10 protein-coding genes and 1 other annotated feature are annotated in these 15,343 nt (G+C 60.6%); of the genes, 6 read left to right on the top strand and 4 right to left on the bottom strand.

Annotated features, from left to right (window positions below; translation table 11 throughout):
- Positions 1-210: 210 nt before the first annotated feature.
- Positions 211-1,596, bottom strand: coding sequence for a pyruvate carboxylase subunit B (locus DWZ54_RS09785; RefSeq protein ID WP_118475919.1), 1,386 nt, complete (start codon positions 1,594-1,596; stop codon positions 211-213).
- Between the two features lie 300 nt (positions 1,597-1,896).
- Positions 1,897-2,778 (bottom strand): aminotransferase class IV, encoded by an 882-nt coding sequence (locus DWZ54_RS09780; protein ID WP_118475917.1) that lies wholly within the window; start codon positions 2,776-2,778, stop codon positions 1,897-1,899.
- Between the two features lie 332 nt (positions 2,779-3,110).
- Here DWZ54_RS09780 and DWZ54_RS09775 point away from each other — a divergent pair, with 332 nt between their 5' ends.
- The 6 genes from DWZ54_RS09775 (at position 3,111) to DWZ54_RS09750 (ending at position 8,635) form a co-directional block, all read left to right on the top strand.
- Positions 3,111-3,380, top strand: a complete 270-nt coding sequence (locus DWZ54_RS09775) for an ACT domain-containing protein (protein WP_118475915.1) — start codon at positions 3,111-3,113, stop codon at positions 3,378-3,380.
- A 187-nt stretch (positions 3,381-3,567) separates the two neighbouring features.
- Positions 3,568-4,929: a PFL family protein gene (locus DWZ54_RS09770; RefSeq protein WP_118015633.1), complete on the top strand. Its 1,362-nt coding sequence runs from the start codon at positions 3,568-3,570 to the stop codon at positions 4,927-4,929.
- Positions 4,930-5,107: 178 nt separating this feature from the next.
- Positions 5,108-5,830, top strand: coding sequence for an endonuclease III (gene nth, locus DWZ54_RS09765; protein WP_233541677.1), 723 nt, complete (start codon positions 5,108-5,110; stop codon positions 5,828-5,830).
- Positions 5,831-5,834: 4 nt separating this feature from the next.
- Entirely contained in the window at positions 5,835-6,287 is a 453-nt protein-coding gene (locus DWZ54_RS09760; protein WP_118015632.1) for an N-acetyltransferase, read from the top strand.
- A gap of 109 nt (positions 6,288-6,396) precedes the next feature.
- Positions 6,397-6,627 (top strand) — a binding site (T-box leader).
- A gap of 83 nt (positions 6,628-6,710) precedes the next feature.
- Positions 6,711-7,724 carry a 3-deoxy-7-phosphoheptulonate synthase gene (aroF, locus tag DWZ54_RS09755; RefSeq protein ID WP_118015631.1) on the top strand — a complete coding sequence of 338 codons (1,014 nt, stop codon included), beginning with the start codon at positions 6,711-6,713 and terminating at the stop codon, positions 7,722-7,724.
- A complete protein-coding gene (locus DWZ54_RS09750) occupies positions 7,721-8,635 on the top strand; it encodes a prephenate dehydrogenase (protein ID WP_370245769.1) in 915 nt (304 codons plus the stop codon). Before aroF ends, DWZ54_RS09750 begins: the two co-directional genes overlap by 4 nt.
- A gap of 750 nt (positions 8,636-9,385) precedes the next feature.
- Here the strand turns inward: DWZ54_RS09750 and DWZ54_RS09740 are convergent.
- On the bottom strand, positions 9,386-11,947 hold the full coding sequence (locus DWZ54_RS09740; RefSeq protein WP_118475911.1) for an EAL domain-containing protein: 2,562 nt from the start codon (positions 11,945-11,947) through the stop codon (positions 9,386-9,388).
- A gap of 267 nt (positions 11,948-12,214) precedes the next feature.
- Positions 12,215-15,106 carry an EAL domain-containing protein gene (locus DWZ54_RS09735; protein WP_118475909.1) on the bottom strand — a complete coding sequence of 964 codons (2,892 nt, stop codon included), beginning with the start codon at positions 15,104-15,106 and terminating at the stop codon, positions 12,215-12,217.
- Positions 15,107-15,343: the final 237 nt, after the last annotated feature.

Raw genomic sequence — 15,343 nt, 5'->3', positions numbered from 1 at the left:
CATACTTATTATATAGAATATTTCTAAGGCGGTCAAGCATGACGAGCCGCCGGGATGGGCAAAAGTGACAGAATCATGGGAGGCTGGCCGCACTCCGTCCAGCGGCAGCTGGGAGGCGGCACGCGGACAAAAAAAGAGGACGGAATCCGCCGGGCTGCGAACTCCGTCCTTTGATGAAAGAGACTTTAAACGAGATGTTGTATGAGATGCTTATTTGACGTAAGCCGTGATCTTCTGGAAGTGGCGCTGGAAGAACTCCTCAGCGACCTGCGGGAACAGGGCGTAGGAGAGGACATCCTCATCCGACGGATTCAGATAGCCCTTGTCCTTGAGCTCCGCCTTGAAATCGGCGAACGTCTTGGCCTTGGCATCCTCGATGGAGCAATCCTCGATGATGTCTTCCGGTGCGATGCCGAGCGTCTTCGTCAGGAAGTCGCGGTCGACAGGAACCGGCGTGCGGCCGAACTTGCCGCGTGCGAGATCCTTGAACTCCGTCGGGACCATCTTGTAGCGCTCGCCGGCCATGACGTTGAACGTGGCCATCGTGCCGACAATCTGGGAGGACGGCGTGACGAGCGGCGGATAACCGAGGTCCTTGCGGACGCGCGGCATCTCGTCGAGCAGATCCTGATACTTGTCTTCCATGCCGGCTTCCTTGAGCTGGTTGGCGAGGTTCGAGAGCATGCCGCCCGGAATCTGGAAGTCGAGGACGTTCGGGTTGATGTCGAAATAGCCCTTGAGGTTGAATTCCTTGATGAGGCGTTTCTTGACTTCGAGGAAGTACTTGGAGATCGGCGTGAGCTGCTGGACGTCGATGCCCGTGTCGCGCTCCGTGCCTTCGAGCATGCGGATCATCGTCTCCGTGCACGGCTGGGACGTGTCGGAGGAGAACGGTGCGAGTGCGCAGTCGATGATGTCGACGCCGGCCTCGATGGCCTTGAGGTACGTCGCATGGCCAAAGCCCGACGTGCAGTGCGTGTGGAGCTCAACCGGGATATCGAGGGCAGCCTTGAGTTTCTTGACGAGGTCCTCGGCGACATACGGCTTCAGGAGGCCGGACATATCCTTGATGCAGATGGAATGGCAGCCCATCTCCTGCAGCTGTTTTGCGAGGTCGACGAACATCTCGTTCGTGTGGACCGGGCTGACCGTGTAGACGAGGCAGCCCTGGACCTCCGGCTTCTCCGGGCATTTGAGAGCGGCATCGATGGCGACACGCAGGTTGCGCACATCGTTGAGGGCATCGAAGATGCGGAAGACGCCGACGCCGTGTGCCGAAGCCTTCTGGACGAATTTCTCGACGACATCGTTGGAATAGTGGTTGTATCCGAGGAGGTTCTGGCCGCGCAGCAGCATCTGGATCGGGGTCTTGAGCTTGGATTTCAGCGTATCCAGACGCTCCCACGGATCTTCATCGAGGAAACGCAGGCAGGTATCAAACGTGGCGCCGCCCCAGGCTTCGAGGGCCTTGTAACCGACGGCATCGAGCGCCTCGAGCTGCGGCAGCATGTCGGACGTGCGCATGCGCGTCGCGCAGAGGGACTGATGACCATCGCGCAGGACAGTCTCCATGATTTGAACGGGTTTCTTAGCCATAGATAACACTCTCCTTAGGATAATTGCTCCATAAATGGAACTTATTGAGAATACATAGTTAAAATGGGCAAAAACGTTTTGTGAAATAGGGGAAACGCGCGTCGTACATTGTTTTTCACGAGTTCACACAAATTCGCATCACAAGACTAGTATAGGTACTAAAAATGACTTTGTCAATGGAGAACGTGATTTTTTTCCCAATCGATAACCAATTCGAATCATTATCTGCGTTTATCTTATCATATAAGAATCGCAACGATAACATGCGGTTATCGTATGTCTGAAGATACTTATCCTTTATCAAAGGTGGGCTTTGATGAAATCCTGGTAAGCTGCGGCGAGGGACTGCGTGACGGGGCCGGGCTCGCCCGTGCCGATGGCCTTGCCGTCGATCTTCGTGACGGGAGCGATGCCGCGCGCGGTGCTCGCGACGAAGGCTTCTTCAGCCGTCAGCGCGAAGGCCGGCGCGAACGCCTTCTCGACAACGGTCAGCTGGAGCTGCGGGAAAATCTGCCCGAGGAGCTGTGCGCGCGTCACGCCGCTGCGGATGAGGTGGCCCTCAGGATGCGTCCAGACGAGGCCGTCCTTGACGATGAAGAAATTGGCGTCGGTGCTCTCCGTGATGAGGTTCGTATCCTGGCGGCAGAGGATGGCCGTATCGGCGTGGCGGCGCTGCGCTTCCTCCTGCGCGAGCACGTTGCCGAGCCGGTTCAGGGAATTGATGTCGCAGCGCAGCCAGCGCATGTCCTCGGCAAAGATGGCCGCAAGTCCTTTGGGCGCGCCGTCTCTTTCACTGCCGGCGCCGTCCGCCTCGGCTTCGGCCCCGTCAAAATCGTGAATGGCAGCCGAGAGCAGCGGCACGACCATTTTGGGGAAGGCGAGACTGCTGCTGCCGAGGCCGCGCGTCACCTGCAGGCGGATGAGGCCGTTTTTGACGCCGCTCCTTTTGATGAGGTCCTCGTGGATGGCCGTGAGCTCCTCGTCCATGTAGGTGATCGGGATGGCAAGCTCGCGCAGCGAATGGCGCAGGGACTTGATATGCTCGGGCAGCGCGAAGCATCTGCCGTCATAGACGCGCGTGACCTCGAAGGCCCCGTCACCCATCGCATAGCCACGGTCGTCAACGGCCGCCGCGGCTTCATCAAGCGGCACGAACGCGCCGTCAAAGAATCCATAATCCATATGGTATCATCCTTTCATCTGAAACTGGGGCCCGCAGCTCTATGCCGCAGGCCGCTTCCTTTATTATACCATATCCGCTGCCATCTGCCGCAGCCGTCACGCTGGCGGCTCGGACCTGCCGGAGACCGTGGCAGGGGAGCCGCCTGCCTTTTGGTGCGAACGCGTTTTCTCTTGCCGCGCTGGTCCCGGCCTGGAATTTCGCATAAATTTCCCGCGGGGTATTGGTTTTTCCAGAGAGCCTTGTTATAATGGAAGAAATCATTGTGCTGATATATGGTGCGTTGCCGTTACAGGCACGCGGCACAGAGCAGAAGAAAAGGGGTAATGTGTAAATGAAACTCGTAGTAACGGTTGTCGGCAAAGACCGCGTGGGCATCATCGCCATGGTCAGCCAGATCCTGGCTGAGAACAACGTCAACATCCTGAACATCAATCAGAACATCATGGACGGTTTCTTCAACATGGTCATGATTGCCGAGATCAGCGAGAGCAAAATCAAGCTTGCCGACCTGCAGAAGACGCTCAAGGAGAAGGGCCAGGAGATCAACGTCGAGATTAAAGCCCAGCATGAGGATATCTTCAACGTCATGCACCGCATCTAAAGGGCGTGCGGCGTTTGCCCCTGCGTTCAGGAAATCCAGGAGATTCAGGAGGCGGGACGCGCAGCCTGCTGCGGTGATTTTGGCAGCATAACCGTTATTTTAGAAAGAAAGCGTTTCGGGACCTTTGCCCTGCGGCAGGTGCAGCAGGGCGGCCCGGGCTTCTTTTGCGTTCAGGAGGATTTTGTTTGTGATAACGATTGATGATATTTTAGAAACAAACCGCATGATTACGGAGAACAAGCTCGATGTCCGCACGATCACGATGGGCATTTCGCTGCGCGACTGTGCACATCCGAACATTGAGAAATTCTGCCAGAACGTCTACGACAAGATCACGACGTCGGCGGAATTCCTCGTCAAGACGGGCGAGGACATCGAGGCGGAGTACGGCATCCCCATCATCCACAAGCGCGTCTCGGTCACGCCAATCGCCATCGCGGCCGATGCCTGCAAGACGGATTCGTACGTGCCGGTCGCCGAGGCCATGGACCGCGCGGCCAAGGAAGTCGGCATCAACTTCATCGGCGGCTTTTCGGCGCTCGTCGAGAAGGGCTTCACGCACGGCGACCGCGTGCTCATCAACTCGATCCCGCAGGCGCTCGCGACGACGGATCTCGTCTGCTCGTCCGTGAACCTCGGCTCGACGAAGACGGGCATCAACATGGACTGCGTGCGCGAGATGGGCGAGGTCATCAAGCGCACGGCCGAGCTCACGCGCGACCAGCAGGCTTTAGGCTGCGCGAAGCTCGTCGTCTTCTGCAACGCGCCGGGTGACAATCCGTTCATGGCCGGCGCGTTCCACGGCGTCAGCGAGGCCGACAAGGTCGTCAGCGTCGGCGTTTCGGGCCCGGGCGTCGTCAAGCACGCGCTCGAGGACCTCAAGGGCGCGGATTTCACGGAAGTCGCCGAAACCATCAAGAAGACGGCCTTCAAGATCACGCGCGTCGGCCAGCTCGTCGCGCGCGAGGCTTCGAAGCGCCTCGGCGTGCCGTTCGGCATCATCGATCTGTCGCTGGCTCCGACGCCGGCCGTCGGCGACAGCGTCGCGCGCATCATCGAGGAAATGGGCATCGAGAGCTGCGGCGCGCCGGGCACGACGGCTGCGCTCGCCCTCCTCAACGACGCCGTCAAGAAGGGCGGCCTCATGGCCTCGTCGCACGTCGGCGGTCTCTCGGGCGCCTTCATCCCGGTCAGCGAGGACGAGGGCATGATCCACGCCGTTTCGGAGGGCAGCCTCTCGATTGAGAAGCTCGAGGCCATGACGTGCGTCTGCTCCGTCGGCCTCGACATGATCGCCATCGAGGGCGATACGACGGCCGCGACGATCTCGGGCATCATCGCCGACGAAGCCGCCATCGGCATGATCAACAACAAGACGACGGCTGTGCGCGTCATCCCGGTCCCCGGCAAGAAAGTCGGCGACGTCGTCGAGTTCGGCGGGCTTCTCGGCTACTGCCCGATCGTCCCCGTGCGCAACCAGTACAGCTCCGAGGCGTTCATCGCGCGCGGCGGCCGCATCCCGGCGCCAATCCGCAGCCTGACGAACTGATGCAGCGGAAGCAGTTTGGGCCGCTGAGGCGCCTTTGGCCGCGGAAGCAGCTTGAGCTGCTCGGGCCGCATCTTGCCAGACGGTCGGAATCTGCTATAATGGAATAAATCGTGAAACTCGGGAAAAGGCTCAATTCATGGATTGGGCCTTTCCTTTTGCCATGACAGGAAGTGGATTTATGCGCATTACCAAGAAAATACGGGCCGAGCAGCTCGCCATCCTCGAGGAGACGTACCGCGGCGCGAAGCCCGAACTCATCTTTCATAACGCCTTTGAGCTCCTCATCGCCGTCATCCTCTCGGCGCAGTGCACCGACAAGCGCGTCAACGTCACGACGAAGCGTCTCTTCGCGAAGGTCCACGGGCCCGAAGACATCGTCGCGATGGGCCTGCCGGCGCTCGAGAACGAGATCCGCGACTGCGGGCTCTTCCGCAACAAGGCCAAGAACATCCTCGCGGCCTGCCAGATGCTCTGCACGCAGTACGGCGGCGAGGTCCCCGCGGACTTCGAGGAGCTTCAGAAGCTGCCGGGCGTCGGGCGCAAGACGGCCAACGTCGTCATGAGCGTGGCCTTCCATCAGCCGGCCATCGCTGTCGACACCCACGTCTTCCGCATCGCGAACCGGCTGCAGCTCGCGACGGGCACGACGCCGCTCGCCGTCGAGCAGGGCCTCATGAAGAACATCCCGCGCGAAAAATGGTCCGACGCGCATCACTGGCTGATCTGGCACGGCCGCAAGATCTGCAAGGCCAGGAAGCCCGCCTGCGACATCTGTCCGCTCGCGCCCGTCTGCCCGAGCTGTGAGGCCGCAGCAGACACGCCGGCCAAGGCGTTACGCGCTGCCAAAGCCGCGAAAGACGCACCGGCAGCCAAAGACGCATCGGAAAAGGAGAGGAAATAACAGAATGGAATACCGCAAAGCAACCTTTCAGGATATCGAAGCGATCTATGATCTCGTCAACAACTACGCGACGGACGGCGTCATGCTCGCACGCGCGCGCAACACACTCTACGAGACGCTGCGCGACATGATCGTCGCGGTCGACGATGACGGCAAGGTCGTCGGCGTCGGTGGCCTGCACATGATCTGGGACAAGCTCGCCGAAGTCCGCACGATGGCCATCTCGCCCGCACTCACGCGCCAGGGCATCGGCGCCGAGATCGTGCGCCGCCTCATCGAGGAGGGCGATGCACTTGGCGTCGAGAAATACTTCACGCTGACGTACAAGCCGGGCTTTTTCCAGAAGCTGGGCTTCCAGACGATCACGAAGGAAGAGCTGCCGCACAAGGTCTGGAAGGAATGCATCGACTGCCCGAAATTCCCGAACTGCGACGAGATCGCCATGGTGCGCGTCTGAGCCGTGCCTTTGCTGATATAAATGTCTGCAAGGACGGTACAGTTTTTGCCGTTTTTGCGAAAAAACGTTGACAACTCCCGCAAAAACTGTTATTGTAATATACATCAAGTGAAATGCGACGATTGAGAGAAGTACTCCGAGGACTTCCTGACAGAGAGCGGCGGGCCGGTGAAACGCCGCAGGGGGCACGGACGAAATACACTCAGGAGCAGCAGGCTGAAAGGAGTAGGCCGCGCCGGAATGCCACCGTTATCAGAGGCTAGGATATGTCAGTATCCGAAAGGAGAGGCTTGCATCGGCAAGCAGGGTGGTACCACGGGTATATCAGCTCGTCCCTGTAGAGGGGCGGGCTTTTTTGTATCGGGACATGTCCAATTCTCATCACCACCGCCATCATCCGCAGAAACAGGGGAGGAACTCATTATGATCATTGTCATGAAACCGAATGCCACGAAAGAGAATATCGAACACATCGAGGACCGCCTGCACCAGGTCGGCCTCAAGGCCCATCTCTCGACGGGCGAGGACTGCACGATCATCGGCGTCATCGGCGACCGCAAGAAGATCGCGAACCTCGAGATGAACATGATGGAAGGCGTCGAGAAGACCGTGCGCATCACGGAGAAATACAAGCTCGTCAGCCGCCATTTCCATCCGGAAGACACCATCGTCGACGTCGACGGCGTCAAGATCGGCGGCAAGGAAGTCGTCGTCATGGCAGGGCCGTGCTCTGTTGAGAGCATCGACCAGCTGCGCGAGGCTGCGCATGCCGTCAAACAGGGCGGCGCCCAATTCCTGCGCGGCGGTGCGTTCAAGCCGCGCACGAGCCCGTACGATTTCCAGGGACTCGCCGAGGAAGGCCTCAAGATGCTGCGCCAGGTCGCCGATGAAGAGGGCCTCAAGGTCGTCACGGAGATCGTCGACAAGGACGACATCGAGCTCGTCGGCAAATACGCCGATGTCTACCAGGTCGGCGCGCGCAACATGCAGAACTTCCAGCTCTTAAAGGCGCTCGGCAAGGCGAAGAAACCCGTCATGCTCAAGCGCGGCCTCGCAGCGACGATCAGCGAATGGCTCAACGCGGCCGAATACATCATGGCGGGCGGCAACGAGCAGGTCATCTTCTGCGAGCGCGGCATCCGCACGTATGAGACGTTCACGCGCAACACGCTCGACCTCAGCGCCGTCGCGGCCGTCAAGGAACTCTCGCATCTGCCGATCATCGTCGATCCGAGCCACGGCACGGGCCGCTGGGAAATGGTGCGCCCGATGGCACGCGCTGCCGTCGCCGCGGGCTGTGATGGCCTCATCATCGAGGTCCATCCGCATCCGGAAGTCGCGCTTTCAGATGGCGACCAGAGCCTGACGCCGAAGAACTTCAACGCGCTCATGAGCGAGCTCGGCAAGATCTGCGAAGTCATGGGGCGTACATTATGAGCGGCATGAGTGACAGGAAGCAGGCGAAACTGAAATTTGCCATCATCGGCGTCGGCCTCATCGGCGGCTCGCTCGGTCTCTGCCTCAAGGACAAGCTCGGCGACGCCATCTACATCACGGGCCTCTGCCGGCATCAGTCCTCGATGGACAAAGCCGTCGCGCTCGGTGCCGTCGACTACGCATCGTCGGACCTTCCGTCCGTCGTCGCGGATGCCGACATCGTCTTTCTGAGCCCGCCGGTCCTCCAGATCGTGCCGATGGTCGAGAAGATCCTGCCGTATTTAAAGCCCGGCACCATCCTCACCGACGCGGGCAGCACGAAAGGCTACATCTGGCAGCATCTGCAGAAGATCCTGCCGAAAGACATCTACTACATCGCCGGCCATCCGATGACGGGCCGCGAGAAAAGCGGTGTCGAGGCCGCCGTCAAAGACCTCTTCGTCGGCAAAGCCTACGTCATCGTCGAAGACACCGGCGCGCCGCCTGAGGCCCACGCAAAGCTCATGAGCGTGCTCAAGTACACGGGCGCGAACTTCACGACGCTCGACATCGCCAAGCACGACCGCTGCGCCTCCGTCATCAGCCATGTGCCGCACGTCACGGCCGCCGCGCTCGTGACGCTTTTAAACCGTTCGGGCGACGACCGCGAGTCGTGCATCAAGCTCATCGGCGGCGGTTTCAAGGACACGACGCGCATCGCCTCCTCGAACGCCGACATGTGGGCCGATATCTGCATGACGAACGGTGACGCCATCGCCAGCGACCTGAAGAACCTCCAGAACATCCTCGGCGAAGTCATCGGCGCCATCGAGCGCCACGACCGCCCCGCCATCCACGACTACTTCGCCGCGTCCAAAGCTTGCCGCGACAGCCTGCTCGAAAACGCTACGAAGAAATTCGACCCCAATTAATCCCCTGTACAAAGCCTGCCGCACGCAAAAATGCCCTGACAAAAACGTCAGGGCGTTTTTATGTGAGCCCAAGCCTTCTCCCCGCAGGGAGAAGGGGGACCGCGTAGCGGTGGAAGAGGTCCATGGCCGGCAGGGCGCGACAACTGTTCCGACCTCATCCGTCAGCCTTCGGCTGCCACCTTCCCCATGCGCGGGCTACGACGCTTGTAAATATTCGCAGTCGAGTCGTGTTGATGCCCGTCAGCTCAAGGACCTCTTCCGCCCCTTCGGGGCACCTTCCCCGTGCGCGGGGCTACGCCGCTCGCTGGTGCTTATAGTCGAGTTGTGCTGGTACCCGCCAGTTCAAGGACCTCTTCCGGCCCTTCGGGGCACCTTCCCCGTGCGCGGGGAAGGCTGCGCGACTTGCTGCGCTCGTGTTCTGCCGAAGGGCAAGAGCCCCAAGCCTTCTCCCCGCAGGGAGAAGGGGGACCGCGCAGCGGTGGAAGAGGTCCATGGACTTGCGGAGTTCGAAGCAAACAGATGACGAGTCCTGTCTGGCGGCGTACTCCGCAGGGAGAAGGGGGACCGCGTAGCGGTGGAAGAGGTCCATGGCCGGCAGGGCGCGACAGCTTCCCCGACCTCATCCGTCAGCCTTCGGCTGCGGGAAGGCTGCGCAACTTGTTAGACTCGTATGTTCTTCCGAAGGGCATGAGCCCCAAGCCTTCCCCACTGGGGAAGGGGGACCGCGTCAGCGGTGGATGAGGTCCGTCTTTATCTGTGGCGCAGGCGGGCGATGGCCTGGCGGTAGAGGGCGAGGGAAGCCTGAGAATCCTTTTTGGCGCGGCCTGCCTCTGCGGCGTGGACGACGCTGTAGCGGAACGAGATCGTGACGGGGTTGCCGTCGATCTCGTGGATATCGTGGAGGCTCTGCTGGATCTTCGCCGCAAGCTTCTCGGCACGTTCCGTCCCAGCCGCGCTGCCTTCCGTGCTTTTATCCCCGGCATCGCGGTGCAGGATGGCGAACGTGAACTGGCGCAGGCGAGCGATGACGGAATCTTTGCCTGCAAGCTCGCGCAGGCGGCGGGCCTCCTCCTGCAGGAGATGCGTCAGCAGCTGCCGGCCGTACGTGCTCGCGAGCCGCTCGTCGAAGCGGCCCTTAAAGATCGTGAGCGTGTACCCCTGGCCGTTTTTCCGGTACTGCTCGCTGTAGGCATTCAGCGCGTCGAGGAAGCCCTGGCGGTTCCAGAGGCCCGTCACGGTATCCTCATACGACGAAGCCGACTCCTGTGCGAGGCGCTGCCGCTCCGTGTCGGTATCGAAAAACGCGCCCATGAGGCCGACAATCTGACCGTCCTTGTAGAGCGGCCACTTGTAGCAGACGATGTGGCGCAGCACGCCGCGCGCGATGCACTGGCCCGGCACGCCGCGGACGACATGTCCCTGCTCGATGACCGCGAGCTCGTCAGCCTGGTAGCGCATGCCGTTTACATGCCAATTCATATCCTCGTCGGTTTTGCCGAGAATCACCTGCTCCGACGTGAAGCCGTAATAGGCGAGAAAGGCCTTCGACGCGCCGAGAAACCGCCGTTTCCGGTCCTTCCAGAAATAGCAGATATGCGAATTCTGCTGCAGGCTCTTCCAGAGAAGCGGCGCGAGGCATTCATGCGAAAGGGAACCCGGGCGGCAGACAGCGGCCGGGCTGCCGACGGACGAAGCAGGCGGCGCCGTCAGCGCCGGGCACGTCTTGAGCCGCTGATGGATCTTATGGCAGGGTTCATCGATGCACTGCACGAGCGAGAGCAAGAGCCGCGAGCCCGAATTCGGCACAAGCATGAGCGTGAACGAACGCCAGTTGTAATTGCCGTGCGCGTCGATGAGGCGGAACCGGTCCACGAGCCGGTTGTGCGGGCTCTTCTCGATGCGGCTGACGATGGTCGAAAGCTCATAGAAGCGCCGGAAGCGCGGCCGGTCCTCCTCGTAGATGATATGCTCGCAGACATCGTGCAGCTGCTGCCGGATGCCGTAGCATTTCTGCCGCAGCGGCGTGTGCAGCGGGCTCGTGTGGATGAAGAGCGGCTCGATGGAGTCCTCGGCGAAATTGACGATGTGGACGTACTCGAACAGCCAGTAGAGATACCGCAGGTTGCGGTCGAGCTTCTGATGCTCGAGATGCAGGGTATCCTGGCTGATGTTGCGGCACTCCGTCAGCACGAGCGTGTGGCCGTTGGCCTCGTAGAGGATGCTGATGCGCACGAGGATGTAACTGCCGTTCTCGACGTAGAAATACGTCTCCGTCTGCTGCGATGCGCGGGCCTGCAGGAAGAATTCGCGGAAATTCTGATAGAAGAAGGGATTCGTCGCATCGTTGAGCGCCGTCGACGCCTTCGTGAGATCGTAGCCCGTGGACATCAGCTGCTCACGGTAGGCGGGGGTCGCGTAGAGGTAGTGGACGCTGTCGTCGTAGAACTCAAAGAGCGCGAGCGGCTGATTCGTCGCGCGGATTGCGGCACTCGCGACATCGTAGTAATGGTGCCACTTGCGAAGCTCGGTTGTGCGTCCCTGCTCCTGCATGCGCGCGAGCGCGGAAGGCAGCGGCTCGGGCCGTCCGTAGAAATAGCCCTGCTGGCGCCCGCAGCCGATCGACGCGAGAAAATCGGCCTGCTCCTGCGTCTCGACGCCCTCCGCGAGCGTCTTGATGCCGAGCTCCTTGGCCATATCGATGACGCTCGCGATGATCTTGCGCGATTTTTCCGTAAACGTGCGCAAAAAGCCCATGTCGAGCTTGATGAGGTCGATTGTGCAGTCCTTGAGGATATTGAGCGACGAATAGCCGCTGCCGAAATCATCGATCCAGACCTCGTATCCCTCGGCGCGCAGCTTGTCGATGGTCTGGCGGATGGGGCCGAGATCCTTGGCCATCGCGCTTTCGGTGACCTCGATGTGTAGCAGGTCGCGCGGCAGGTCGAATTCGCTGCGGACGCCCTCAATGAGCGCGAAGATGTTGAGCATGCTGAAATCGAGGCGCGAGAGGTTGAACGAAACGGGCGTGACGGGCAGGCCCGCGTCGAAACGGCCGCGCAGCATGCGGCAGACCTCCCGGAGGACGTACGTGTCGAGCCTGTGGATGAGCTGTGCCTCCTCGAGCACCGGGATGAATGCGGCGGGGGAGAGGAAGCCGACCTGCGGGTCGACCCAGCGCGAGAGCGCCTCGAGGCCGCAGAGCTCGCCCGTCAGCGTGCGGATGACCGGCTGATAATAAACTTGAAGCCAATGATTCTGGATGGCCGTATCGAGATGATGGATGACGTAATCCTTGATTTCCTGCTCGTCCATATGGCAATTGTATCCCTTCTGGTATCTATTATTTGTAGTTATTCATCGATTCGTTTAAATACGCTTTCATTATACCATAGATGGGGTTGTGATAGGATTGATTTCCGTCACATTTTACATGAACGGGCAGTGTTTTTCCGGAAATCCGGACGCATGTTTTGTGCCGCCTAGAGGCTGTGGATGCTTGTCCCGGAAGTGCGGGGCCCTTTGCCGGCTGCGGCCGCCGCGGGCGAAGCGGGACGCCGGCTCATTGCTTGAGAGTTGTTTTCATTTTCGGGGGGTATGCTGCAGGCGCGTAAAGGCCGTCTGGTAGATGTTCTCGCCCGAGATGCCGGGCTCGTCGCTGTGGGCGATGCCGCACTGCACGGTGATCGTGACGGGATTGCCGTCGATCTCGTGTATGCCCTCGAGGTCTTCGATGATGTGCTGCGTGAGTGCCTCGACCTCGCCGTCCCGGCTCTTGCCGCGCACGAGTGCAAACATCGACTGCGTCACGCGCGCGATGGCCGAATCCTTGCCGGCGAGTTTTCGCAGATGGCTGGCCTTCTTGCGGATGAGGTCCTTCAAGACCTTCTCGCCGTAGGAGTCCGAGATGCGCTTGTAGGAGCGGCTGCCGAGGAGCACGAGGCTGTAGGGGCGGTCGTGCAGCTGCCACTGCTCCTCGTAGCGCATGAGGGCGTCCAGGAGGCCCTGGCGGTTCATGAGGTGCGTGAGGCCGTCCTCATACGTGATCCGGGCATTCTTGAGCCGCTCGCGCAGCACGCTGTCGATGTCGAAGAACATGCCCATGAGGCCGACAATCTGCCCGTCCTGGTAGATCGGCCACTTGTAGGAAGTGATGTGGTGCAGCACGCCGCGGATGATGCACTGGCCCGCATGCTTCTCGATGACGCGGCCGTGCTCGATGACGGCGATCTCATCGTCGCGGTAGGGACCGTTGTCGACGTGCCAGCCCATGTCTTCGTCCGTCTTGCCGATGATAGCGTCGGCCGAGCGGAAGCCGTAGTAGGCGAGGAAGGCCTTCGAGGCCCCGACGAAACGCCGCTCCCGGTCCTTCCAGAAATAGCAGAGCCTGGAATTCTGCTGGAGGTTTTTCCAGAGCAGGGCCGCGAGGGACATGCCGGCCGGTACATTCCCGACCTCGCCGCTCTCCTGGAGCATCGTCTGCATGGTGAGAGCGGGCAGGCCGATGTCCTGGATCGTCGTCAGCAGCCGGCGGCCCGGCGTGTTGGGCAGCAGCATGGCCGTGAATTCCTTCCAGGCGTAATTGCCGTTCTGATCCTGCACGCGGAAGCAGTCGTGCAGCTGACCGGAGGGGGCGGCTGCGAGCTTCCGGCAGAACGCGTCACAGGAGCAGTAGGCCTCGTAGCGCGGCCGGTCGTCGGGGTGCAGGTGCTTCTGCCCGAAGGAGGAGAGCAGCGCCTGCCAGCCGTGCCGTTTTGTCAGCAGGATGTCCGCGCCGGGCGTCTCGTGCAGGAACAGCGGCTCGATGGTGTCGGCGTCGAAATCGATGAGATGGATGCTGTCGAAGAACTGATAGAGGTAGCGCAGGTTCGTGTCGAGCTTCGTGTGCTCGAGCCGCTCGTGATCGGCCGTGATGTTCTTGAGGTTCATGAGCAGCAGCGTGTGGCCGGCGGATTCGAGCACGACCTCGATCATCACGCGCACGTAATTGCCTTCGTCGATGTAGAAATACGTCTCGCGCTTGCCGCTCTGCCGCGCGATCTGCAAAAATTCGCGGAAGGTGTCGTAGATGTTTGTCTTCGGTGCGTTGAGTGCCTCCTCGGCGGACGAGCGGTCGTAGTGCAGGCCCAGGAGTTGCTCGGCGTAGCTCGCGTTGAGGTAGAGGTAGCGGGCCTTGTCATCGGCAAAATCAATCAGGGCCAGCGGGCTTTTCGTCTGATGGATGACGGAGCTTGCCGTATCGTAGTAATGGTGCCACTTGCGCGACTCGAGGCCGCGGTCCTGCGAGGCGATGTGCGCGAAGGACCCTTCAAGCGGCTGCGGCTTGCCGAAAAAGTAGCCCTGCAGGCGTCCGCAGCCGATGGAGGCGAGGAAGTCGGCCTGCTCCTGCGTCTCGACGCCTTCCGTCAGCGTCTTGATGCCGAGCCTTTTTGCCATGTCGATGGTCGAGGCGATGATCTGGCGCGATTTATCCGTGAAATTGTGCAAAAAGCCCATGTCGAGCTTGATGAGGTCGACCGTGCAGTCCTTGAGGATGTTGAGCGAGGAGTAGCCGCTGCCGAAGTCGTCGAGCCAGACCTCGTAGCCCGCTGCGCGCAGCCGGTCCATTGTCTGGCGGATGGGACCGGGGTCGCGGGCCATCGCGCTTTCCGTGACCTCGATATGGATGAGGTCGCGTGGCAGGTCATAGGCGGCGACGGTGTCCTCGATGGCCTGGAAGACATCGATGAGCGTGAAGTCGAGGCGCGAGAGGTTGAAGGAGACGGGGAGGAAGGGCTCGCCTTTCTCGAGGCGCTGGTGGGCCGTGCGGCAGATTTCCTGCAGGATGAAGTTGTCGAGCTTGTAGATCTGGCGCGTCTGTTCGAGTGCGGGGATGAAGGAGAAGGGCGCGAGGAAGCCGATGTGCGGGTCGATCCAGCGCGCGAGGGCCTCAAAGCCGCAGAGATTGCCCGTGAGCGTGCGGATGACCGGCTGGTAGTAGATCTGAATCCAGTGTTTTTCGATGGCTTCGTCGATGTGGTTGACGACGTAGTCGCGCACGTCCTTGGCAATCGGGGGTCCGACGGGCTGCCGCTCGAGTTCCGTCATGAGGCAGTAAAAGACGTCCTCGCGCCCGCTGCCTGCCGCGGCGCGCACGAGACGGCCCGAGAATTCGACGTAGCGGATGCGTCCCATGCGCGTGAAGATGCGCGCGTGGACGTGCTCGAAGCGGTCGTGCCGGGCTTTTAGCTGCTCGTTGACTTCGTGCTGGATGTGGACAGAGTCTTCGAGCGCGACCATGTTGCTCACCCGATGGCTGATGTGCGTGCGCAGTTCTGCAAGGTCCCGGCAGTCCAGGAGCTCCAGGAGTTCTTCGTTTGCGTAGAGCACATCGTGCGGCTCGCGCGCCTGACAGACGTAAAACGGCATCGGCAGGTTCGCAGGCAGGTCCTGCGGTTCATAGGTGTTGGTGGGGGATTGTTCTTCTGGTTTCATGATGCTCGACTCCTGACCATCTGTATGTCAGATAACGTTTTATTTCTATTAATGAATTCTATCATTTCTGTATGGCCTTGTCGATTAGAAAATCTTAATAAAAAACAGAGCCACAGCCGCTGCATCGAAGCGAAAGCTGTCCCCGCGCACGGGGAAAGTGGCCCGCAGGGCCGAAAGGGGTCCATGAGCTGACGGGCAAGAACACGACTCGACTGCGAATATCCACAAGCGTCGTAG

The sequence above is a fragment of the Mitsuokella sp. AF33-22 genome, assembly GCF_003475755.1.
GTDB lineage: Bacteria > Bacillota > Negativicutes > Selenomonadales > Selenomonadaceae > Mitsuokella.
Note: the sequence above shows the minus strand (reverse complement) of the source record. Positions and strands in the feature narration are given on the sequence as shown.

Excerpts from the sequence above, each read along its gene's own strand:
- DWZ54_RS09785 (WP_118475919.1), bottom strand. The coding sequence starts at position 1,596 with ATGGCTAAGAAACCCGTTCAAATCATGGAGACTGTCCTGCGCGATGGT.
- DWZ54_RS09780 (WP_118475917.1), bottom strand. The coding sequence starts at position 2,778 with ATGGATTATGGATTCTTTGACGGCGCGTTCGTGCCGCTTGATGAAGCC.
- DWZ54_RS09775 (WP_118475915.1), top strand. The coding sequence starts at position 3,111 with ATGAAACTCGTAGTAACGGTTGTCGGCAAAGACCGCGTGGGCATCATC.
- nth (WP_233541677.1), top strand. The coding sequence starts at position 5,108 with ATGCGCATTACCAAGAAAATACGGGCCGAGCAGCTCGCCATCCTCGAG.
- DWZ54_RS09760 (WP_118015632.1), top strand. The coding sequence starts at position 5,835 with ATGGAATACCGCAAAGCAACCTTTCAGGATATCGAAGCGATCTATGAT.
- aroF (WP_118015631.1), top strand. The coding sequence starts at position 6,711 with ATGATCATTGTCATGAAACCGAATGCCACGAAAGAGAATATCGAACAC.
- DWZ54_RS09750 (WP_370245769.1), top strand. The coding sequence starts at position 7,721 with ATGAGCGGCATGAGTGACAGGAAGCAGGCGAAACTGAAATTTGCCATC.
- DWZ54_RS09740 (WP_118475911.1), bottom strand. The coding sequence starts at position 11,947 with ATGGACGAGCAGGAAATCAAGGATTACGTCATCCATCATCTCGATACG.
- DWZ54_RS09735 (WP_118475909.1), bottom strand. The coding sequence starts at position 15,106 with ATGAAACCAGAAGAACAATCCCCCACCAACACCTATGAACCGCAGGAC.